The organism is Paramesorhizobium endophyticum, from assembly GCF_014640615.1.
In the GTDB taxonomy this organism is placed as follows: domain Bacteria; phylum Pseudomonadota; class Alphaproteobacteria; order Rhizobiales; family Rhizobiaceae; genus Paramesorhizobium; species Paramesorhizobium endophyticum.
In genome coordinates this window covers 33,141-53,636 of sequence record NZ_BMHH01000017.1, presented here as the reverse complement: position 1 = coordinate 53,636, position 20,496 = coordinate 33,141, and the positions used below count along the sequence as shown (strand labels likewise).

Below are 20,496 nucleotides of genomic sequence, written 5' to 3'. Positions count from 1 at the left end.
GATGAGCATAAAACCGGTGATTATCGACTGCGATCCAGGGATCGACGACACGATAGCGTTGCTTACAGCTTTCGTGTCGCCGGAACTGGACATTCTCGGCATAACGCCGGTTTGCGGAAATCAGCCGCTCGAACGCACAGTGCGTAATGCCCTTCAGGTTTGCGAACTCGGTGAGAGGATTGATGTACCCGTTTATGCAGGTACCCATCGCCCGCTGTTGCGCGAGCCGATCTTTGGCCAGTTTCATGGCAAGACTGGGCTTGGCAATACAGTGCTGCCCGATCCGGTCAAGCAGCCCGAGGAAATGTCAGCGATCGATTTTCTGGTTAAGACGCTAGGTGTAGCGGCGCAAAACGGTCGGAAAATTACGCTGTGCTGTCTCGGACCGATGACCAACGTCGCACTTGCCCTGCGCATCAACCCGCAGATCGCCGGAGGCATCGAACGTATCGTGATGATGGGCGGCGCCTATCGCGAGCCCGGTAACCGATCGATGACATCTGAATTTAATATGCTGGCAGACCCTCATGCGGCGCATATCGTATTTTCCAGCGGAATCCCGATCGTGGCGCTTTCGCTCGATGCCACGCATCAGGTCATTCTTCGGCCGGAGCATGTCGAACAGTTCGCAAAGGTCAGTGGACGTATATCCAACACGCTCGCTGAACTGATGGCATTCTGGGACCGCAATCAGGTCGAACGCTATGGATCGCGCGGCGGCCCGCTGCACGACCCGCTGGTCATCGCCTATATTCTGGCGCCGCATCTGTTCGAGACGCGCCGGGCTCGTATTTTCATCGAGCATGAAAGCGAGTTGTGCATGGGGCAAACCATTGCCGATTGGTATGGCAAGAGCGGATTGGAACCCAATGCCGATATCGTCACACGGGTGAATGATGAAGGCGTGATCGATTTCTTCCTCGAAAGATTGGCGCGTTATTCCCGACAGGCGGCGGCATGACGCGGCACAGGATCATCATCGACACCGATCCGGGGGTGGATGACGCAGCCGCCATTTTCATGGCGCTCGCTTCCCCGGAAATCGACGTGTTAGGAATTTCGGTTGTTGCCGGCAACGTCGATCTCAGGGATGCCGTAGCCAATGCGTGCTGGATAACCGGCCTCTCCGGCAGGCTGGATGTTCCCGTTCATGCCGGCGCGACGGGACCGTTGGTGCGCGATCAGGTTTATGGAAAATATGCCGGGATTGGCTCGTTTGCTGACGAATTAATCGCGCCGAGCCATGTGCCCGTGGTGCAGGAACATGCGGTTGATTTTATTGTGCGCACGACGCGCGCCGCCGCAGAGGCAGATGATCCCATCACCATTTGTGCCATTGGTCCTCTGACCAATATCGCCCTTGCCCTGCGGCTGCACCCCGATGTCTCGCGAGGCATCCGCCAGATAGTTTCCATGGGCGGTGCTTTCACGGCATTGGGGCACCGCACGCCATGGGCTGAATTCAATGTCTATGCCGATCCGCATGCCGCCGATATCGTCTATCGTGCGGATGTGCCCTTGGTTCTTTTGCCGCTCGACATGACTTTCCAGGCTTTGTTCGGAGAAGAGCATATTCGTTTCATGCGGGGGCGAGGTGGTTTGCCGGGACAGGCGCTGGCAAATCTCCTGTCGACCTTTGATCGTAGCGACGTGAAGAGGTTTGGGCGCCCGGGTGGTCCGATTCATGATGCGACCACTATTGCCTGGCTGGTCCGACCGGAACTGTTTTCTGCTCGGCGCGCCGCGGTCGGCGTTCAGTTGAGCGGTATGACCGTCGGCCATACCTACGCGGATTTTTATGGAAAAACCGATCGAGCACCCAACGCGACGATCGTTACCGATGTCGATGAAGCAGGCTACATCAGCCTCCTGCTGGAACGCATTGCCTTTTATGGCCAAACCGCCAGCTCTTCATCGCCGACAGGGGAGGTTAATGCATGAGCAGTTATCTGTTAAGCCGGTCCTTGCAGGCCATCATGACGCTTTTCGTCATGTCGGTGCTAGTCTTTGTCGGCCTCTATATGGTCGGCAACCCGGTCGATGTCCTGCTGAGTCCTTCGGCGACACCCGCCGAGCGCCTGCAGATCATCCAGGCCTTCGGCCTCGACAAGCCCGTCTGGGAGCAATATCTGCTGTTTCTCCAGCGTGCGCTCTCCGGCGATCTGGGCAATTCCTTCGTGTTCAACCAGCCGGCGCTCGATCTCATTCTCAACCGCATGCCGGCAACGCTCGAACTGGCGTTTTCGGCATTGTTCATGTCGCTGATCATCGGCATTCCGCTGGGCATCTACGCTGGCTTGCGGCCGAGCGGGTTCATTTCAAAGTCGATCATGACTTTTTCCATCTTCGGATTCAGCCTGCCGACCTTCTGGATCGGCCTGGTCATGATCATGATCTTCAGCGTACAGCTTGGCTGGCTGCCTGCTTCCGGCCGTGGCGAAACCGTGCCGATCTTCGGCGTGCCGGTCAGCTTCCTGACGCTCGATGGTCTTTCCCATCTGATATTGCCCGCATTCAACCTTGCCTTGTTCAAGATTTCTCTGGTCATCCGCTTGACCCGTGCGGGCGTGATGGAAGTGATGCAACTCGATTTCGTCCGCTTCGCACGCGCCAAAGGCATGGCGGAACGTCGCATCGTGCTGGTGCATGTGCTCAAGAATACGCTGATTCCGCTCATCACCGTTATCGGGCTGGAACTGGGATCGCTCATCGCCTTTGCCGTGGTGACGGAAACCATTTTCGCGTGGCCCGGCATGGGTAAGCTGATCATCGACGCCATTGGCGTGCTCGATCGCCCCGTGATCCTCGCCTATCTGATGATCACCGTCGTCATGTTCAGCGTGATCAATCTTCTGGTCGATATCCTTTATTCGATCGTTGACCCCCGCGTTCGTCTGGGAGGAGGTTCGTGATGAGCCAGAAATCAGAAACCACCGGTTCCATCCATGCCGGCAACGGCACGGACATTGCCAAAAAATCCCGCTCGCCCCTGAGGCAGGCGCTCTTTGCGCTGCTGCATGACAAGCTCGCCCTCACCGGCATCATCCTCGTTGGCATCATGATGATCGCAGCCTTGCTGGCGCCGTTCATCGCACCGCAGAACCCTTACGATCTGGCGCAACTCGACATCCTCGACGGCCGTCTTGCTCCGGGTTCACAAAGCATGACCGGAATGGTCTATGTCCTCGGTACCGACGATCAGGGCCGCGATCTTTTCAGCGCCATTCTTTATGGATTGCGCACCAGCATCCTCGTCGGGCTCGTCAGCGCAGCCATTGCGCTGGTCATTGGCGCCACCATTGGCCTTGTCAGCGCCTATGCGGGCGGTCGCGTCGATGCCGTGCTGATGCGTATTGTCGACATCCAGCTCAGCTTTCCCGCAATCCTCATTGCGCTGATTTTCCTGGCGATCTTCGGGCAGGGCATCGACAAGATCATTATCGCGCTCGTCGTCACGCAATGGGCCTATTATGCGCGAACCGTTCGTGGTTCGGCTCTGATCGAGAGCAAACGCGCTTATGTCGATGCGGCTCGTTCCATGGCTTTGCCGGATCGAAGCATCATTTTCCGGCACATCTTGCCAAATTGTCTTCCGCCGCTGATCGTTGTCGCCACCATGCGCGTGGCTTATGCGATCATGCTGGAGGCGACCCTCTCGTTCCTTGGCATCGGTCTGCCTGTAACCGAACCATCACTCGGTCTGCTGATTTCGAACGGTTTCGATTATCTCCTATCCGGCGATTACTGGATCAGCTTCTTTCCGGGCCTGACGCTTTTGCTGCTCATCGTCGGGATCAACCTGATTGGAGATTCCCTGCGCGATATCCTCAATCCACGGCGGGAGGGCTGAGTCATGACGAAGCCAATTCTATCGATATCCGATCTCAATACTGCCTTCCGCGTTGGCGGTGAATGGCGCAATGTTTTGCGCGATATCAGCTTCGACATCGGCCAAAAGGAAACCGTTGCCGTCGTCGGTGAATCGGGTTCCGGTAAGAGTGTGACGGCCATGTCGATTATGCGGCTGCTTTCCGCCAATGCACGGACCAGCGGAAGGATCGAGTTTGAGGGCCGCGATCTTCTCAGCCTCTCCCATGAGGAAATGCAGAAGATTCGGGGCAACCGTATCGGCATGATTTTCCAGGAGCCGATGACCTCGCTCAATCCGGTTCTGAAGATCGGCGACCAGATCACCGAAGTGCTTATGCAGCATCGCGGCATGACCCATCGGCAGGCCGAGGCCGAAGCCGTCAGGCTGCTTGAGAAAGTGCGCATTCCATCGGCCAAAGCCCGTCTTGGCGAATATCCGATGAATTTTTCAGGCGGCATGCGCCAGCGTGTGGTGATCGCCATTGCGCTGGCCTGTGATCCCAAGCTGCTGATTGCCGATGAGCCGACCACGGCTTTGGATGTGACCATTCAGGCGCAAATTCTCGAACTCATCAAGTCCTTGCAGGAAGAGGAGGGCATGTCCGTTCTCTTCATCACCCATGATATGGGCGTCGTTGCCGAAATTTCCGACCGCACGGTGGTCATGTTCCGCGGCGACATCGTGGAGACAGGCACTACAGCGGAGGTTTTCAAGGACGCCAAGCACCCTTATACGCGTGCGCTGCTCTCCGCTGTTCCGCAGCTTGGTTCCATGACCGGGATCGACAGGCCGCTGCGTTTCCCGCTCGTAGATATGCAGACCGGTGAAGTCCAGCCGGTGAAGCTGACGGCGGACACCGTCAGGCGCGATGCCGAGCCCGCTCTCAAAGTGAAAAATCTCGTCACACGCTTTCCCGTTCGTAAGGGAATCCTGCGCAAGACGGTGGGCAGAATTCATGCCGTTGAAGATATTTCCTTCGAGCTTAAAGCTGGCGAAACCCTGTCGTTAGTCGGCGAATCCGGTTGCGGGAAATCGACGACGGGCCGATCGATCATTCGCCTGACCGAAATGACCTCGGGAGAGGTTACGATTGACGGAAAAGACGTGATCCATGCCGGAAAATCGCAATTGGCTGGTATTCGCCGCGAAGCGCAGATGATCTTTCAGGATCCGTTCGAAAGCCTCAATCCGCGCATGCGAATTGGCACGGCAATCGCCGAGCCGATCATCGCGCATAGGCTTGCGACTCCACATGAGGCGCAGAAAAGGGTCGGTGATCTGCTCGAGCAGGTCGGCCTCGCCGCCTCGATGGCGGATCGCTTTCCGCACGAATTTTCCGGCGGCCAGAAACAGCGGGTCTGTATCGCAAGGGCACTGGCGCTCAATCCGAAACTGATCGTTGCCGATGAGGCAGTTTCTGCACTAGACGTTTCGATCAAGGCGCAGGTCATCAATCTGATGCTCGATCTGCAGGAGAAATACGATCTCGGCTATCTCTTCATTTCCCATGACATGGCCGTTGTGGAGAGGATCAGCCATCGCGTGGCTGTGATGTATCTTGGCGAAATCGTTGAAATCGGGCCGCGCCGGGCGGTCTTCGAAAACCCGCAGCATGAATATACCAGAAAGCTGATGGCGGCGGTGCCGATTGCCGATCCTTCACGCCGCCAGATCCGTCGGTTTTCCAATGATGAAATCCGCAGTCCCTATCATCCCGCCGATTATATTGCACCGAAACGGCATTATCGCGAAGTGGCGGATGGGCATTTCGTGCAGGTGATCGAACAGGAGCAGCCGCATTGATCGTTACATTCGGCTCGATCAACTGTGATTTCATTTTCACCATGCAGGAAATGCCGGAGCCGGGGCAAACCCTTCTGGCAAAGAACTTCCGCGTTGAAGCGGGCGGCAAAGGCGCCAATCAGGCTCTTGCCGCTGCACGAGATGGGGCCGAGGTTGTGATGGTTGGAGCAGTTGGCCACGACGAGCTCGCCGCAACCGCGATGCAGAATCTCGTCGAAAGCGGCGTGGATATCCGTCACGTCGCCCGGCTTCCTGTTCCCACCGGTTGTGCCTCGATTTTCATCGACGCAGAGGGGCGCAACATGATCGCTGTTGCTTCCGGCGCCAATCTCGCTGCGAAATCCATGCAGGTTGATGATGCGCTTCTCTTCGCAGCCAGTATCGTGCTCATGCAAATGGAGAACGATCCTGAAGAAATCGCTCAACTGATCAGGCGTGCCCATCAGGCGGGCAAGAAATCAATCCTCAACCTGGCGCCTGCCTGTCGCTTGGGTGCAGAGTTGTTGTCCTTATGCAGCCTCATCATCGTCAATGAAGACGAAGCGGTGGCGCTGGCTGGTTGGCTGAACTGCACCTCGACGGCGGAAACGCTTTCAAAGGCATCCGGTACGGGTATAATGCGTACGCTTGGCGGCGAGGGTGCAGAAGCCTATGTCGAGGGCGAATATATCCCTATTCCGGCCATCAAGGTGGACGTGGTGGATACGACTGCTGCGGGCGATTGTTTTATCGGAGTATTGGCTGCCGGCATGGATCGCGGGCTAAGCTTGAACGACGCCATGCGAAGGGCATCCGTGGCCGCTGCTCTCGCCTGTTCGCATCGGGGTAGCCAGGCCAGTATCCCGTTTGCAAGCGATACAAATCAGACCCCGTTGGCAAGGGCCCTGTCCGCGGTGCTTTAACGTCAAGCAAGTCACGTCGGACATTACGTTCTACATTGACCCACATGCCTCAGTTCCTGCCACTAGATTGGCAGGCTTCGAGCATGTCCACTGATAGAGACCGTCGTTTACAAGGGAGCGGCGGTTCGAATTCAAGCTACCTCGGTGGTTTGAGCCCATATCTCTGGTCGCCATTTACGGATGATTTCCTCAATTTCGCTTCGATAGGCTGTAGGATATTCGATTCCCGTTTGTGCTGCGAGCCACGATAAAACATGAATCATATCTGCTGCGATGCTACTGTCCACGCGTGACAAATCCGCGATATTGAACCCTCCGAGGGTATCGGCATTCCACCAGGCAAGAACAAATGCCGCCACCCGTCCCGACTGCCCCATATCGCTAAGAGCTATTTTAAGGAGCCGCTCGAAGGCAGCACGCGTTGCATGATCCATTATGATATCTTTCATTTTAGGTTAGAGCGTCAGGACAAACCTCAAGCCTAATCCAACAATTCTTCCCGGCCAATATGCCAATGCTATTGAAACCACGCTGGGCGACCTGAACGAACTGCATCCGACGCTTCGAGTTTGCGATGGGCTGGCGCACAGAGGAAGTTAAACCAGTCATCCAGGAGATTCGACAAGATCGCCCGAGCGGCGTCCGTGGCAATCTAGCGAATTTCGAAATCGATCTCGTAGAATCCGAGCACGATGTTCAGACTGCACCGCCACGCCATGATACCCGCGTGGATCGTAGTATAGGAAATGACATCGGCGGAATCCTGCGCACCACTTGATGCGAGCTCATCCTGCCGCATCTGTAACCGCTGCAGGAAGGCGGTGCCAAGATGAAGTGCATTGAGAAGCGCCTCAGGCGCCAGTGTGAATGCCCGTCCTGTCCATGACAGCAGCCCCGGAGGATTGTCTTCCCCTCGTGGCCCGTGACTATTGCGCATCCCAGTCGGTTCGCCAATCAAGCAGAAGGCAAGGCAAAATTTTCACCCTTCCCAGTCGCGGCGTGGCACGGCGCCTTCTTCCGGTTCTTTACTACCCTGAGGTTTATGCACCGATCAAACCGTCGAAAACTTCCAGCATGGCCCCACTGATCGCCTTGCCGAGCGCGGCTGCGGTCTCAGCCAGCATTTCCTCATTCATGTCGCGCGCCGCCATTGCGAAAGCGGCACCTTCTGCCGTCATGATCTCCTGCGCGCGCTGGATCGCCCACAAGGCAAAATCGCTTCGGTTATTGATTTCCACGGTTTCCATGATTTTTCCTGATTTGTTCGAGCGGATGCCTTTATAGCGAGCGAATGTTGCTCTTCTCATAAATTACGGATTAACTCGAATCCGAGGATACCATACGGGAGCCGCCGAATTGACACTGCGCAGCATGTACCCCGATATCGAGCCATACGACAGCGGCACGCTCGATGTTGGGGATGGGCACAGAGCATCTACTACGAAAGAGTGGGGCGGCGCGGCGGCAAGCCCGCGGTATTTTTGCATGGCGGCCCAGGCGGCGGCATCTCGCCCGACTATCGGCGGCTTAGGCCGAGCTGGACTGGTATTATCAGTTCGGAGTCTCGGAATTCTTCCCCGAGATGGGAGAAGTTTCTAGCCCCCATCCCCGAGGATGAGCGCAGCGATATGATCGCGGCTTATCGCAAGCGCCTCACTTCGGAAGACGATCAGATTCGGATCGAGGCGGCCAAGGCCTGGACGCTTTGGGAAGGGGAGACCATCACGCTGCTTCCCAATCCATCATTCTCCGAAGCATATGCCGACGGCCATTTCGCACTCGCCTTCGCCCGGCTGGAGAACCACTATTTCTTCCATGATTGCTGGATGGAGGACGGGCAGTTGCTCCGCGATGCGCATCGACTTGCGGGCATCCCGGGCGTCATTTTCCATGGTCGCTACGATATGCCTTGCCCGGTCAAGAATGCCTATCTTCTGCACAAGGCATGGCCGGATGCGCAATTCTGCCTTGTCGAGGGGGCAGGGCATGCTACCACCGAACCCGGCATCCTGGATCAGCTCATCAGGGCGACGGACAGGTTTTCCGGTTGAGCCTAACGGGATGGACCGGCCTTGTGAAGCCGCTTATAGCGGTGCAATGGGACTGAGCGGCTCGATTATGCTTTTGCAGGGCCTGCTGCAACGTGACAGGTTGTGATTTCGGATCAGGGAGACCGCAATAGCCAGAAATGTCGAGATCAAGGCGTTCGCTCGCGATCTGGACGAATTGTTGGAAAAAGCGCAGTCGTTATCTTCTCAACCACCGGAGATAATTGCGCAGACCGACGTGTTTTTTAGAGCGGCTGTCGGGCGTTTGAAGCTCCGCATTCTTTCGCCGGCTCACGGCGAACTCATTTTCTACGACCGGACAGATCAGGCTGGACCCAAAACTTCCATCTACATGGTCAGCGTGACAAATCAGCCGTCTGCCCTCCGCGCCGTTCTGTCTGCCGCTTGCGGTGAAGATATAACCGTGCAAAAAATTCGAAAACGCTACCTGATTGGTCGAACCCGTGTTCACGTTGATGCCGTCGAGAATCTCGGCGACTTTGTCGAATTGGAAGTTATGCTCAAGGAAGGCGAAAACCCAGACGACGGTGTGGTCGAAGCGCAGAATCTGATGGATGAACTCGGCATCAAGCAAGCGGACCTGATTGAAAACGCTTACGCAGATCTTCTGAAGGTACAGACATTCCCGGCGTAAGCTGGCGAACGGCAAAACGCTCGCCATCATCGAGTTTAATCTCGCTGCCGTCGGATGCTCTGCGAGCTTTTGCGAAACGTATTTAAAAGGGAGCTGTCGATTTTCATATGAGCATCTTGGGTAAACGCACACCTCAGAACGTCTATGACGAGCCCGCGTTTTTTGAGGGATACAAGGATCTGCGTCAGAACGATACCGGCCTGAACGGTGCACTTGAAGTTCCCGCACTTCATGCGCTGCTCCCGGATTTGGCTGGACTGCACATCCTGGATCTCGGTTGCGGCTTCGGGGATTTCGCGCGTTATGCTCGGGGTCGAGGTGCACAAAAGCTTCGAGCTGGTGGTTTCATCAATGGCGCTGCATTATGTCGAAGACTACGCGGCAGTGGTGGAGCGTGTGTTCAAAGCCCTTGCACCGGCAGGGCGGTTCATCTTTTCCGTTGAGCATCCGGTGTGCACCGCTAATCCTGTCAGCTGGACATTGGATGTGGATGGAACGGCCCTTCACTGGCCTCTCGACCGGTATCAAGAGGAAGGGGAGCGCAGCACCTCATGGTTTGTCGATGGGGTTGTGAAATTTCACCGCACCGTCGAGACTTATGTCAACACGCTGATCGCGGCAGGCTTTCGGCTCGACCGTCTCGGAGAGCCGAGACCTTTGCCGGAGTTCCTAAACGAACGGCCCGGACTGGAAGAAACCCTTCGGCGTCCTCCCGTACTTCTTCTCGCAGCAACCAAAAGCCGACACGTACCCGCCATTGTGAAGGGTGATGCGGGGAGAACTGGCGGGCTGATAATCTGATCGGCCTCAATTCTTTCAGTGGCCTGGCGACGGGTGCATTTGAACATATGTTATCAACCGCAATATTTCGTTCATTTGAATGGCGGGCAAGGGCGCTATAACCGACCTGTAGTCCTCGGAATGCACCGCATCGCGTCCCCAACCCTCCTGCCGTCGTTGCAGAAGGGAAATAGGTGGCCGATTTTTACTCCGCCCGAAGCGGGACCATCCCGCCGCTACCGTGGACTAATTCTGCACCGCCGCTCTCACTGGCATCCACTGCGCCGACCCGCTCGGCCGCCGCGGCGCTCTCCGAGTTCAGGGTGATGGTGCTGATAGCGGTGGGATATTTCCAGCCGGTCACGCGTGGTGAGCTCAGCAAGATCTTCGGCAAGGAATGAGCCACGATACGATTGGTGCGCTCTGCGGCGCGGGTTCCATCACCTCCGGACCGCGCAGTCCCCATCAATCCTCCACCTCATTAACCGATATCTACTATCGGGCGAGCCAGCCGCCATCGACATTCAGAATCCCACCATGCACATAATCTGCCGCGGACGACGCAAGGAAGACGGCCGCCCCGGCAATATCTTCTGGCCTTCCCCAGCGATTGGCGGGGATTCTCTCTAGAATAGCCTTGTTGCGGTTCTCGTCCGCCCGCAATGCTTTCGTGTTGTTGGTCTCGATATAGCCGGGCGCAATCGCGTTGACGTTGATGCCCTTTGCCGCCCACTCATTCGCAAGAAGCTTGGTGAGACCCGCAACGCCGTGCTTTGCCGCAGTGTAGGACGGCACACGGATGCCACCCTGGAAAGACAGGAGCGACGCGATATTTACGACTTTTCCGGGTTGCTGTCGTCCGAGCAATTCCTTGGCGAAAGCCTGCGTGGTGAAGAACAGGGCCTTGAGGTTGACATTCATCACCTCATCCCAGTCGAGTTCATTGAACTCGACTGAATCGGCGCGGCGGATAATGCCTGCATTGTTGACAAGGATATCGAAACCTGTGCCGGAAAATACGTCTCTTGCGGCATGCGGATTCTTGAAATCGATAAGCAGGGCGCTGCTTTTGCCCCCCTGCTTCGAAATCAGTTCTATGGTCTCGTCAGGTGCGCGACGTGCTGCGCAAACAACCTCAGCGCCAGCAGCAGCAAGGGCAACCGCAATCGCTTGCCCCAACCCGGTATTTGCGCCCGTCACCAGTGCTTTACGTCCGGCGAGCGAAAAGGGATTGGTCATTTCAAATCCCCTGGCTGGATGAAGTCCATGTCAGTATAATCGACGTTGTCGCCAGCCATAGCCCAGATGAAGGTGTAGGAGCCGATCCCGGCACCGGAATGGATCGACCATGGGGCCGAAATCACGCCTTCTTCATTGGAAATGAAGAGATGGCGCGTCTCCTGTGGCTCGCCCATCAAATGCAGAACACGGGACTTCTCGTCCATGCCGAAATAGAGATAGGCTTCCATCCGGCGGTCGTGGATGTGCGAAGGAATGGTATTCCACACCGAGCCGTCTTCAAGAGTAGTGTAGCCCAACACCAGCTGGCAGCTTTCCAAAACGAGCGGATGGATGAACTGGTTGATGGTGCGCTTGTTCGATGTTTCGACAGCCCCGAGCTTCATCTCTTTGCTGTTGGCTATTGTGATGAGTTTCGCCGGAAGGGCGCGATGTGCGGGGCAGGACGTGATATAGAAGCGGCCAGCGCCTGCAAATGTCACAGCACCTGAGCCGGCCCCGAGATAAAGAACATCGCCGCGGTTCAACCTGTAGGTCTCGCCGCATGCATTGACTGTTCCTGTCTCACCGATATTGACGATGCCCATTTCACGACGATCAAGGAAGGACGGCGTCTTTGTCTCTTCCACCTTGTCAAGCGTCAGCGACGCGCCGTTGGGCACCGCACCGCCCATCGCGAAGCGATCGTAGTGCGTATAGATCAGTCGGATTTCTTCTTCGCGAAACATGTCATTTGCAAGAAAGTGCTTGCGCAAGCCTTCCGTGTCGAGCGTTTTGGCATATTCCGGATTAACGGCCTGTCGTGTGACGACATTCAACATGCAGAAATCTCCGCTGGTTGTTGATCTTAAGACATATATCTCTCAGAAGAATCGGATGAGTTAAATTTCGCTCGCCTTCGCCATGCACACGGTCTGCGATCTCATCGAATCCCTCTGGATCAAGGCGCGAGAGGCAAAGCGCACACGCAGGCGCACCTTGACGATCACCCTCAGGGAAAGGGTGGGTTAAATGGCTGTCCGATCCAACGGAGCCATTTAACCCGAAGATGGGTCAGAAGCTTCGCTGGAAACGGATTATTCCTCCGAAGCTCTCGTCAACCTTGTTGTCCAGATTGTCGAAATAGTCGATCTCCGTAGTGATGACGAAGCCTGGTACAACGGTAAAGGCAACGTTGGCCGCCACTGCGAAATCCTTAGTGTCTGTGTAGGAGACCTGGGTATTGAATGCTGTCTTCTTATTAAGCTTGTAGGTGCCCCCGCCCCATAGCGCCAGATTGCCGCTCCACGGCTTGTATTGGTGCTCGTCGACATGATCGTCCGAGCCATAGCCCGCCATCAGGAAAAGCGTCAGCGCCTTGGTGGGGTTCACATCCAGGCGGACCTTGCCCGACCACTCCTCCCAGACACTGTTATACGCTCCCACCGCGCCGATCGATCCCCAGTCGCCGTTGTATTTGGCACCGGCGATCATATGAGGAACATAGCTGTCGATGGTCGAGTCGCCCTTGCCTTGCTCCAGCGAGATGACGCCCTCGAAGGCCTCGCCTTTCCAGAGGTAACGGATCGTGTTGGTTTCCTTTATGCCGTAATGGATCATCGTGTCCTGAATGACCTTACCGGCGTCGCCAAGCAATTGGTCGAAAGCTGTGGCATCCAGGCCAAGGCGGAGGCCGCCAAGCTGGATCCAGGCATAGTGCATTGTTTGTGAACCCGTTTCACCATTGACGAAGTTGAAGCGGGTTTCCGTGTAAGTCTTGAGCGAGCCGAGTTCCGTTTCCTGCGCCGTATGGGTACGGAGCGAGAGCCGCGCATTCGTCTTCCATGTCTGGTTGACATCGCCGTTTTCGTCCGTGACCTCACGGCCATCACCCGTGCGACCGCCGTCCCCGGCGCTGGCGTCGAAGCGGACATAGCCGCTTACCCGCAGACAGATCTCCGTCCCGGGAATATATAGATAGCCCGCACCATAAGCGTCGCAGATGCGGACATATTCTATTGGCTCCGGTTCAGCTGTAACGCTGGCATCTCCGGCATTCGCCACGGAAACGGCCAGTGGCAAAGCCACCAAACCCCAGGCATTTCCCCACAAGTTCATTGTTTTCCCCATCGAGTTGGAGCGAGGCTCACCTGCAAACCACAGGGGGTATCGCTCAGTGAAAAATGGCTCACCGAGAGCCATCGACGGGATGAAAAGACATAGGATTCTTGCAATTACAATTAAGTAATAAATGATGTTGTTATAAATGTTATGATTGTAAACTTGGTGTTGCTCTACTGTGTCTTGCAGTTATAAAATTGTTTAATTTGTTCATATAGTTCATTTTGTGCAATGCTTCATGTCGTTATAATTTAATCATTCATAATTCACTTAATTATGAACATGCGCCGCTGCGTTGGCAACATCAATGATTTTGCCTTGCTTGAGCAGGTTTAGGGGAATTTCTTCACGCAGCATGTCGCAGGGTGTGACGAGCCACAGCCATGCGGTGCGGGGGTTCTGGATCTCTTTCAGCACGCGGCTGATGCCATCGACCGGGCGTCCATCGACGAATTGCGCCAAGGGGAAAACATGCGTTCGCCTGCCTTTAGGCAGTGCGATGACCTCATTACGACGTTTCCAGAGGTGCAGCGTCGATCGTGGAATCTTAAGTTCGTTCTCGATGAAAGTTTGACCGGCCACTTCTCCCGCCCAGCTTTGCATCAATGGGAATCGAGCGTCGGAACGCCTGCGTCCTGAGGTAGCTTCCGCGTCAACGTGCCCCGCCATTTCATTTTGGAAGGGGACTTGCTCCTGTCGTTCGTCTATCTCCATTGCCAGCGCCAGGATCAGTCTGAAGATTGCATCCGGGAGCAGTTTGCCGGCCGATTCCACGGCCGACCGGTGCTCCGGGGAAAGTGACGTGACAGCGATAAGCACTTGGGCCGCCAGCTTTCCCGCGACGTCGAGCGTCTCGCTTGTAACCGCGACCTTCTGACGACGCAAGGCAAGCTCCACTTCCACGGCAATTTGACGCGCAGCATCGTTGCGCCAATGCCGGCTCAATCTGCCTGCTGTAGCAGGCACCGTTCGCAAACCCATTGTCATGACACCTCCCCAGCCTCGAAGCCTTGATTAAGAGCAAGAGCCGGGTTGCACACCAAGCAGCAGAGCCTCAGCATAGGCCATCATCAAAGGGCCTGTGCCCTTTGCATCGTCCTTCACCACCGGTTCGGTCAGGTAATATTCCGGCGAGCCGTCCCTGTAGTTGCCATCGAAGCCGCCGAGGCCAGCGACGTGGACGATGCCGCAGAGCTCGATTGCACCATCGGTGTCCTGTTCGAGCTTGGTCTCGATCAGTGCACCAAGCGCTTTGCGGCCCGCCTCAAGTGCGCGGTCTCCCTCCTCTCCGGTCAATAGTTTCAGGCGCGCTGCTCTGAAAAGCGCATAGGCGAACATGGTGGAGGCGGATGTTTCCTCGTAATTGCCCACAAGATCGGGAGCATCGAAAACCTGCATCCATAGACCGTTTTCGGTCTGTCGATTCATTACCTCGTTCAACATTGTCGCAGTGCGTTTGCGGAGCGATGCCGTCGCTTGGTCTTCTGGCAATATCGTCATGCAATCGACGAGCGCCATCGCAAGCCAGCCAAGCGAGCGACCCCAGAGCGCGGGGGAACGGCCAGTCACGGGATCGGCCCAGCTCTGTCCGCGACTATCGTCATACCCATGGACATAGAGCCCACCCGGGTTGGCGGTGAGGGCGAGTGCCGTTGCCATCTGTTGCAGCGCGTCGCTGATGAGGTCCGGTCGTCCAGTTGCCTTGCCGTGTTCGATCTGGAAGGGCAGGCCCATATAGAGCCCGTCAAGCCAGAGTTGATGCGGATAGCGCTTTTTGTGCCAGTAGTTTCCGGCAGGAATTCTCGGGTGGGTCTTGAGCTGCCCGGCAAGATGCTCGACCGCTTTTATGTAGCGGTTGTCTCCAGTCGCTTCGTACATTGGAAACAGAACGCGCCCCGCCAGAATGTGATCGATGTTGTACTCATGCGGATCGTAACCCGCTAGTACACCGTCTTCACCGATCTGTTGATCGGCCATGCGGTGCAAATGATCGTCCCAGCGCTTCTCACCGGTCGCTTCATGAAGAAGCTGCAGGCCGCGATAGATGCAGCCATCCTCGTAACACCAGCTTCCACCCTTGTAGTGCTGGTAACGGCCGGCAAACTGTTCGAAATAATCCAAGGCGTTCACGTTTGGGCCCCACCGGCTTGTGACAGAAGGGAAATGGGTGATTGGCTGATCAGCGAATGGTCGTCGCAACGGACTTCGGCCCGTTCGCTTACGATTGATTCATGCCGCATCGGACGAACGTGATCGGCCATGATGGGTGCTGTTGCGATGGCATCTGGGTCTAGCGAAACGATCTTGAGCCCGCGAACTTCGATATCCCGAATAGGCGCTTCCGGGAGGCCTAAAAAGACGCCTGCCGCATGGGAAAGATTGCGAACTTCGACATTCTCGACTGTGATACTGCTGATCTGAGGCGTACCCGTATCGACCGCCAGGGCATGTCTTGATTGGACCCACTCGCTATGCCCATCCGCATCGCAGTGATAATGTGCGTTGGCCGATAGTGCGGTCTGGACGCCGTCCAGCAGGACCCTGCGCATGGTGATGTTCGTGACTGAGCCGCCGCGCCCGCGCCGCGTCTTGAGACGCAAACCGCGATCGGTGCCGATCATCTCGCAGTCTTCGATGAGCACATCATGGACGCCACCGGACATTTCCGAGCCGATCACCAAGCCGCCATGGCCGCGCTCCATAAGGCAGTGGCGAACGCTAACGCCACGCGTTTCGGCAAGATGATCGTCCTCCCCCTTTGGCCCGCGTTTGCCCGCCTTGACTGCGATACAGTCGTCGCCAACAGAAAAGCGCACGCCCGTAACGACAGTGTCCCGGCAACTTTCGGGATTGAAACCGTCTGTATTCGGGCTGTCCGCTGGCGCCTTGATGGTCAGGCCCGCAGCCACCAGATGGTTGCAGGTTTGAGGATGTATCGTCCAGGACGGGGCATTTTGAATGGTGAAGCCGAAGAGCTTGACGTTCTTGCTCGATATGAGATGCAGCCCGCGGGGGCGGCGAGCACCGTCGCGTGTCTCTTTCGGCCACGTCCACCAGTCGCCCTGGTCGCCGGAGCCATCCAGCGTCCCTTCGCCTTCGATGACAAGATTTTTTGCCGAAATCGCGTGGAGGGGGGCGGCGAAACAAGCGGCGGGCAATCCTTCCCAACTGCCAAGCATGTTTCCATCGGCATCCTGCGCGGCGAGGATCGTCCAGCCTTCGCGCGTTGAGGGAGCACGGAGCACGGCACTTTTTGCCAGATACAACGACATATCGCTTTTCAATCGCAACGGATAAGCGGTCCAGATACCCGCTGGAACCTTGAGAGTTCCCCCTTTCGGAACAGCTTCTATTGCTTCAGAAAAAGCCTGAGTGTTGGCATGCGCTGCATCTGCATCATCGAGCGCTACGTCCGGCATAATAGCAAAATCGCACGCATCCACGAGACCCGCACAAATGGCGGTGCGAAATTCCAGGCCCTCGAAGCCCTCTGCATCGAACCTGTATGCGGTGTCCGGCTCTAGGTCGTGCAACAACGTCACAACAGTCGTTGTGCGGCCACGGCGTTCGTCACCTTCAGCGTCGAGCATAGTCAAGCGCCAGGAAACCTCCGCGGGAAGATTGTAGCGGGCACCGGGGACAGCAAGGCAAAGCGCGGCTGTGCGCGCGGAATGCGCGATGAGCGAGGGTCGGTTCATGTTCGGTCTCGTTTTATCTCTAGCCCTCGCTGAGGAAAATCGGCGAAGGCACGCCTGATCGGCAAAGTCGTCTAGCCGCGATCTTGATCACGGCCATCTGCATCAATCGAACTTTGCCAGAACCTCGTTGGTTGAATTGATGATCTGCTCGGCGGCTTCCTCGGCGGTCAGTTGGCCATAGGCGAACTCTTCCAGCGTATCGACGAAGGCTGAGCGGATTTCAGGATGCTCGTTGAAGGGTGAAACGGCTGGACCAGAGGCAGTCATGACGATGGCATTCGCTGCCCGAACTTCAGGTTCACCCTTATCGCCGAGCCGTGCTGCTGCCGCCTTGGAAGCAGGCAAGCCGCGCGATGTTCCCAGCGTATCGATGCCTTCCGGCTCGTTTAGCAGGCAGTTAAGAATTTGCGCTGCCGCTTCCGGGTTCTTCGAGTTGCGCGAGACCGAGAACACCATGGATGGCTTGCGATAGACGCCTTCGGTCACCGCATCGGCCTGTTTCAGCATAGGCACCGGTTTTAGGACCTGACCTGCTTTCAGCGGGTCGGCATATTTTGAATAGGTCGAATCCCATTCATAGGAACCCGCGATGCGGCCTTCGGACCAGGAGGGCTTCTCATAAAGATTGACGTTGCCGTCTGCCGCCTCTTCCTTCTGCGAGCGGATGGAGCGGGACTCTACCAGCTTGCCGAGGAAGGAGATTGCGCCTGCAAGCTCTTCCGGCGTCCAGGCTACGCGATTGGCCTTTTCATCGACGAGATCCTTGCCGGTTTTCTGCACGACGGCGAGCGTCACCAGAAGCTGGGCGGTCTCCTTTACGGCATTAAACGTATAGTAATCCTTGCCGAGCTTTTCCTTGATGGTCTTCGTCGCCTCGAAGAACTCATCCCATGTTTTTGGAATTTGGACGCCAGCCTTTTCGAACGTCGTGGTATTGAAAAAGAACACCCGGCCGGTCGTGGAAACAGAAAGACCCTGCAACTTACCATTCATCGAACCGGCTTCGAGATCGTTTTCCGTCCATTGCGAAAGATCGATACCCTTGAGCTGCCGAAGATCGGCAAATCCTTCGCCATTCTTGGAGAAAAGCGGCAGCCATGGCCAGTTGACCTGAATAATGTCCGCCTCGGTCTTTCCGGCCATCTGCGTGGTCAGCTTTTCGAGATAGCCATCGAAGCCGGTAAACTCACCTTTGACCGTATGCCTATATTTCCCGCCGCAGGCCGCGATAGCCTTCTGGGTCGCAACGTGGCGGCTTTCGCCACCCCACCACGACATTCTAAGCTCGGCAGCGCTGGCGGCTGGCGCCATGGACATCGCAGCATAGGCGGTTGCAGCCAGCAGGGTCACGGTTCTCTTAAACGTGTTCATTGTTTTCCTCCTCCTTGTATATTTGGTTCGTGTCGCGCGATCACAGCGAGACATTGCGGCCGTCGGCCTTGTCGAAAATGTGCAGCTTCTCCGGGTCCGGCTTCAGACGCAGCTCGCTGGAGCGACCAAGCTCCTCGAATTCCGCAGCGCCGACGACGCTGACGAGCTTCTGTCCGGCAAGATCGGCATGGAGATAGACCTCGTGCCCCATGAATTCAGCATTGGTGAGCTTTGCCTGAAGCGCCGGGCCGTCATCCTGCATGGCAAGAGAAAGGTGCTGCGGCCTGATGCCGATGACAGCGCCCTTCGGACGCGCTGAAAGGCGTCCTTCCAGATGTTGGCCGATCGGCAGGCGCTGGCCAGCGATGACGAAGTCGGAGCCTTCCAAAGCAACGTCGACCAGGTTCATCTCCGGCGTACCGATGAAGCCGGCAACGAAGAGATTGGCAGGGTGATTATAGAGCTCTTTTGGAGTCGCCACCTGCATGATCCGGCCTGTCTGCATGACGCAGATCCGGTCGCCCATGGTCATGGCTTCCGTCTGGTCATGGGTCACGTAGATGACGGTCGATGACAGGCCTTCCGCCTTCAGTTGCCGATGAAGATCGGTAATGCGGACGCGCATTGAAGCGCGCAGTTTCGCGTCCAGATTGGAAAGCGGTTCATCGAAGAGGAACACGCCCGGCTTCTTGATCAGCGCACGGCCCAGTGCCACGCGCTGCGCCTGACCGCCGGAGAGCTGCTTCGGCAACCGGTCGAGGAGCGACTCGATCTCCAGAATACGCGCCACACTGTCTATCGCCTTCTCGATCTCGGGCTTGGCAACGCCTGCGATCTTCAGGCCAAAGGCGAGATTGCCGCGGACTTTCATGTGGGGATAGAGCGCGTAATTCTGGAACACCATGGCGATGGAGCGCTTGCCGGGCGGCAGATCGTTGACCCGCTGGTCGCCGATCAGAATTTCCCCACCGGTGATCTCCTCAAGTCCTGCGACCATGCGCAGCGTGGTGGACTTGGCGCAGCCGGAGGGGCCGACGAAAACCATGAACTCGCCGTCTTCGATCTCGAGATTGATGCCGTGGACCGCCTTGAAGTTGCCGCCATAGATCTTTTCGAGGTTCTTCAGTTCTACACTAGCCATTTTCAGCCCTTGACCCCGCCAGACGAGATCCCTTCAATGAAATACCGTTGTGCTGCGAAGAAAACGACGAGCGCGGGCGCTATCGTCAGGACCGACATCGCCAGGATGCGGTTCCACTCGAAGGCTTCGGTGGTATCGATGGAGAGTTTGAGCGCGAGGCTCACCGGATATTTTTCGACCGAGGACAGGTAGATCAACGGTCCGAGGAAGTCGTTCATCGTCCACATGAACTGGAACAGGCAGACCGAGATCAATGCCGGGGCCAACATCGGTACGACGATGTAGATCAGCGTTTGCACGCTGTTTGCGCCATCCACACGCGCCGCCTCTTCCATGTCGGACGGAAGAGAGCGCATAAACTGCACGAGCATGAAGACGAAGAATGCGTCGCCAGCCAGTGCGGACGGCACCCAGAGCGGCAGGAAACTGTCGAGCCAGCCGAGGTCGCGGAACAGGATATACTGCGGAATGCGGGTGACGACATTCGGCAACAGCAGGATCGCGATGACGGAGCTGAACAGGATCTTCTTGAACGGAAAATCGAAGCGGGCAAAAGCATAGGCAGCCATGGTGCAGGAAATGGCTGTTCCGATGACCTTCGGTAGGATGATCAGGAAGGAATTCCAGAAGAAGCGTCCGAACGTATAGGGCGTAGACGTCTCCCATCCGCGTACATACCCGTCCAGTGTCGGGTTCTCCGGAATGAAGCCGGCACCGGTGAATATCTCGGAGTTGGTCTTGAAACTCGCACCCACCAGCCAGATCAGAGGATAAAGCATGATGAAGCCGACGGCGAAAAGGAGCACGTAGCGTACCGTGGTCGATATCAGCCTGAGCCTGGCGCGCCGTGCTGCCTGGATGTCGTTTAAGATTGCGATATCCGTCATG

At 56.6% G+C, this 20,496-nt stretch carries 20 protein-coding genes and 2 pseudogenes; 10 read left to right on the top strand and 12 right to left on the bottom strand.

Annotated elements, in window-relative coordinates:
• Window positions 1-7 precede the first annotated feature (7 nt).
• Genes IEX53_RS17790 through IEX53_RS17765 form a run of 6 tightly spaced genes read left to right on the top strand, consistent with a single transcriptional unit; the run spans window position 8 to window position 6,576 of the window.
• On the top strand, window positions 8-961 hold the full coding sequence (locus IEX53_RS17790; protein WP_210311659.1) for a nucleoside hydrolase: 954 nt from the start codon (window positions 8-10) through the stop codon (window positions 959-961).
• Entirely contained in the window at window positions 958-1,941 is a 984-nt protein-coding gene (locus IEX53_RS17785) for a nucleoside hydrolase (RefSeq protein ID WP_188825524.1), read from the top strand. Before IEX53_RS17790 ends, IEX53_RS17785 begins: the two co-directional genes overlap by 4 nt.
• Window positions 1,938-2,912, top strand: a complete 975-nt coding sequence (locus IEX53_RS17780) for an ABC transporter permease (RefSeq protein WP_188825523.1) — start codon at window positions 1,938-1,940, stop codon at window positions 2,910-2,912. The genes IEX53_RS17785 and IEX53_RS17780 overlap by 4 nt, the downstream gene beginning before the upstream one ends.
• On the top strand, window positions 2,912-3,850 hold the full coding sequence (locus tag IEX53_RS17775; RefSeq protein ID WP_188825522.1) for an ABC transporter permease: 939 nt from the start codon (window positions 2,912-2,914) through the stop codon (window positions 3,848-3,850). The genes IEX53_RS17780 and IEX53_RS17775 overlap by 1 nt, the downstream gene beginning before the upstream one ends.
• Window positions 3,851-3,853: 3 nt before the next feature.
• The gene (locus IEX53_RS17770) at window positions 3,854-5,674 is read left to right on the top strand and encodes an ABC transporter ATP-binding protein (protein WP_188825521.1); all 1,821 of its coding nucleotides are present in this window, start codon (window positions 3,854-3,856) and stop codon (window positions 5,672-5,674) included.
• Window positions 5,671-6,576: a ribokinase gene (locus tag IEX53_RS17765; protein ID WP_188825520.1), complete on the top strand. Its 906-nt coding sequence runs from the start codon at window positions 5,671-5,673 to the stop codon at window positions 6,574-6,576. Before IEX53_RS17770 ends, IEX53_RS17765 begins: the two co-directional genes overlap by 4 nt.
• Before the next feature lie 131 nt (window positions 6,577-6,707).
• Here the strand turns inward: IEX53_RS17765 and IEX53_RS17760 are convergent, their stop codons facing one another.
• From IEX53_RS17760 to IEX53_RS17750, 3 genes are all read right to left on the bottom strand, one after another.
• The gene (locus tag IEX53_RS17760; RefSeq protein WP_188825519.1) at window positions 6,708-7,010 is read right to left on the bottom strand and encodes a DUF7673 family protein; all 303 of its coding nucleotides are present in this window, start codon (window positions 7,008-7,010) and stop codon (window positions 6,708-6,710) included.
• A 218-nt stretch (window positions 7,011-7,228) separates the two neighbouring features.
• On the bottom strand, window positions 7,229-7,513 hold the full coding sequence (locus IEX53_RS17755) for a hypothetical protein (protein WP_188825518.1): 285 nt from the start codon (window positions 7,511-7,513) through the stop codon (window positions 7,229-7,231).
• A gap of 103 nt (window positions 7,514-7,616) precedes the next feature.
• The gene (locus IEX53_RS17750) at window positions 7,617-7,823 is read right to left on the bottom strand and encodes a hypothetical protein (protein WP_188825517.1); all 207 of its coding nucleotides are present in this window, start codon (window positions 7,821-7,823) and stop codon (window positions 7,617-7,619) included.
• 124 nt (window positions 7,824-7,947) lie between these two features.
• On the opposite strand from IEX53_RS17750, the pseudogene IEX53_RS17745 reads away from it, so the two are divergent.
• The 4 genes and pseudogenes from IEX53_RS17745 to IEX53_RS17730 all read left to right on the top strand — a co-directional run.
• Window positions 7,948-8,627 (top strand): annotated as a pseudogene (locus IEX53_RS17745) (alpha/beta hydrolase family protein).
• 112 nt (window positions 8,628-8,739) lie between these two features.
• Window positions 8,740-9,279 (top strand): class IV adenylate cyclase, encoded by a 540-nt coding sequence (locus IEX53_RS17740; RefSeq protein ID WP_210311658.1) that lies wholly within the window; start codon window positions 8,740-8,742, stop codon window positions 9,277-9,279.
• Window positions 9,280-9,582: 303 nt separating this feature from the next.
• Window positions 9,583-10,080: a class I SAM-dependent methyltransferase gene (locus tag IEX53_RS17735; protein ID WP_236016253.1), complete on the top strand. Its 498-nt coding sequence runs from the start codon at window positions 9,583-9,585 to the stop codon at window positions 10,078-10,080.
• 251 nt (window positions 10,081-10,331) lie between these two features.
• Window positions 10,332-10,522: pseudogene (locus IEX53_RS17730) on the top strand (SMC-Scp complex subunit ScpB); the annotation flags it as partial.
• A gap of 32 nt (window positions 10,523-10,554) precedes the next feature.
• Here IEX53_RS17730 and kduD read toward each other — a convergent pair.
• The 9 genes from kduD to IEX53_RS17685 form a co-directional block, all read right to left on the bottom strand.
• The gene (gene kduD, locus IEX53_RS17725; protein WP_188825516.1) at window positions 10,555-11,298 is read right to left on the bottom strand and encodes a 2-dehydro-3-deoxy-D-gluconate 5-dehydrogenase KduD; all 744 of its coding nucleotides are present in this window, start codon (window positions 11,296-11,298) and stop codon (window positions 10,555-10,557) included.
• Window positions 11,295-12,119, bottom strand: a complete 825-nt coding sequence (gene kduI, locus IEX53_RS17720) for a 5-dehydro-4-deoxy-D-glucuronate isomerase (RefSeq protein WP_188825515.1) — start codon at window positions 12,117-12,119, stop codon at window positions 11,295-11,297. Before kduI ends, kduD begins: the two co-directional genes overlap by 4 nt.
• A gap of 232 nt (window positions 12,120-12,351) precedes the next feature.
• Window positions 12,352-13,395 carry a porin gene (locus IEX53_RS17715; protein WP_188825514.1) on the bottom strand — a complete coding sequence of 348 codons (1,044 nt, stop codon included), beginning with the start codon at window positions 13,393-13,395 and terminating at the stop codon, window positions 12,352-12,354.
• Between the two features lie 273 nt (window positions 13,396-13,668).
• Window positions 13,669-14,385 (bottom strand): antitoxin Xre/MbcA/ParS-like domain-containing protein, encoded by a 717-nt coding sequence (locus IEX53_RS17710; protein WP_188825513.1) that lies wholly within the window; start codon window positions 14,383-14,385, stop codon window positions 13,669-13,671.
• Window positions 14,386-14,412: 27 nt separating this feature from the next.
• Window positions 14,413-15,528: a glycoside hydrolase family 88/105 protein gene (locus IEX53_RS17705; RefSeq protein WP_188825512.1), complete on the bottom strand. Its 1,116-nt coding sequence runs from the start codon at window positions 15,526-15,528 to the stop codon at window positions 14,413-14,415.
• Window positions 15,525-17,096 (bottom strand): polygalacturonase PglA, encoded by a 1,572-nt coding sequence (pglA, locus tag IEX53_RS17700; RefSeq protein WP_188825511.1) that lies wholly within the window; start codon window positions 17,094-17,096, stop codon window positions 15,525-15,527. Before pglA ends, IEX53_RS17705 begins: the two co-directional genes overlap by 4 nt.
• 102 nt (window positions 17,097-17,198) lie before the next feature.
• Window positions 17,199-18,467 (bottom strand): ABC transporter substrate-binding protein, encoded by a 1,269-nt coding sequence (locus tag IEX53_RS17695; protein ID WP_188825510.1) that lies wholly within the window; start codon window positions 18,465-18,467, stop codon window positions 17,199-17,201.
• 40 nt (window positions 18,468-18,507) lie between these two features.
• Entirely contained in the window at window positions 18,508-19,608 is a 1,101-nt protein-coding gene (locus IEX53_RS17690) for an ABC transporter ATP-binding protein (RefSeq protein WP_188825509.1), read from the bottom strand.
• A gap of 2 nt (window positions 19,609-19,610) precedes the next feature.
• The gene (locus IEX53_RS17685; RefSeq protein ID WP_188825508.1) at window positions 19,611-20,495 is read right to left on the bottom strand and encodes a carbohydrate ABC transporter permease; all 885 of its coding nucleotides are present in this window, start codon (window positions 20,493-20,495) and stop codon (window positions 19,611-19,613) included.
• Between the last annotated feature and the right edge of the window lies 1 nt (window position 20,496).

Bases quoted from the DNA above. Each gene is read 5' to 3' on its own strand.
- IEX53_RS17685 (WP_188825508.1), bottom strand. From the start codon at position 20,495: ATGACGGATATCGCAATCTTAAACGACATCCAGGCAGCACGGCGCGCC.
- IEX53_RS17750 (WP_188825517.1), bottom strand. From the start codon at position 7,823: ATGGAAACCGTGGAAATCAATAACCGAAGCGATTTTGCCTTGTGGGCG.
- IEX53_RS17715 (WP_188825514.1), bottom strand. From the start codon at position 13,395: ATGAACTTGTGGGGAAATGCCTGGGGTTTGGTGGCTTTGCCACTGGCC.
- pglA (WP_188825511.1), bottom strand. From the start codon at position 17,096: ATGAACCGACCCTCGCTCATCGCGCATTCCGCGCGCACAGCCGCGCTT.
- IEX53_RS17735 (WP_236016253.1), top strand. From the start codon at position 9,583: ATGCTCGGGGTCGAGGTGCACAAAAGCTTCGAGCTGGTGGTTTCATCA.
- IEX53_RS17710 (WP_188825513.1), bottom strand. From the start codon at position 14,385: ATGACAATGGGTTTGCGAACGGTGCCTGCTACAGCAGGCAGATTGAGC.
- IEX53_RS17755 (WP_188825518.1), bottom strand. From the start codon at position 7,513: ATGCGCAATAGTCACGGGCCACGAGGGGAAGACAATCCTCCGGGGCTG.
- IEX53_RS17775 (WP_188825522.1), top strand. From the start codon at position 2,912: ATGAGCCAGAAATCAGAAACCACCGGTTCCATCCATGCCGGCAACGGC.
- IEX53_RS17770 (WP_188825521.1), top strand. From the start codon at position 3,854: ATGACGAAGCCAATTCTATCGATATCCGATCTCAATACTGCCTTCCGC.
- IEX53_RS17785 (WP_188825524.1), top strand. From the start codon at position 958: ATGACGCGGCACAGGATCATCATCGACACCGATCCGGGGGTGGATGAC.
- IEX53_RS17695 (WP_188825510.1), bottom strand. From the start codon at position 18,467: ATGAACACGTTTAAGAGAACCGTGACCCTGCTGGCTGCAACCGCCTAT.
- kduI (WP_188825515.1), bottom strand. From the start codon at position 12,119: ATGTTGAATGTCGTCACACGACAGGCCGTTAATCCGGAATATGCCAAA.
- IEX53_RS17690 (WP_188825509.1), bottom strand. From the start codon at position 19,608: ATGGCTAGTGTAGAACTGAAGAACCTCGAAAAGATCTATGGCGGCAAC.
- kduD (WP_188825516.1), bottom strand. From the start codon at position 11,298: ATGACCAATCCCTTTTCGCTCGCCGGACGTAAAGCACTGGTGACGGGC.
- IEX53_RS17780 (WP_188825523.1), top strand. From the start codon at position 1,938: ATGAGCAGTTATCTGTTAAGCCGGTCCTTGCAGGCCATCATGACGCTT.
- IEX53_RS17760 (WP_188825519.1), bottom strand. From the start codon at position 7,010: ATGGATCATGCAACGCGTGCTGCCTTCGAGCGGCTCCTTAAAATAGCT.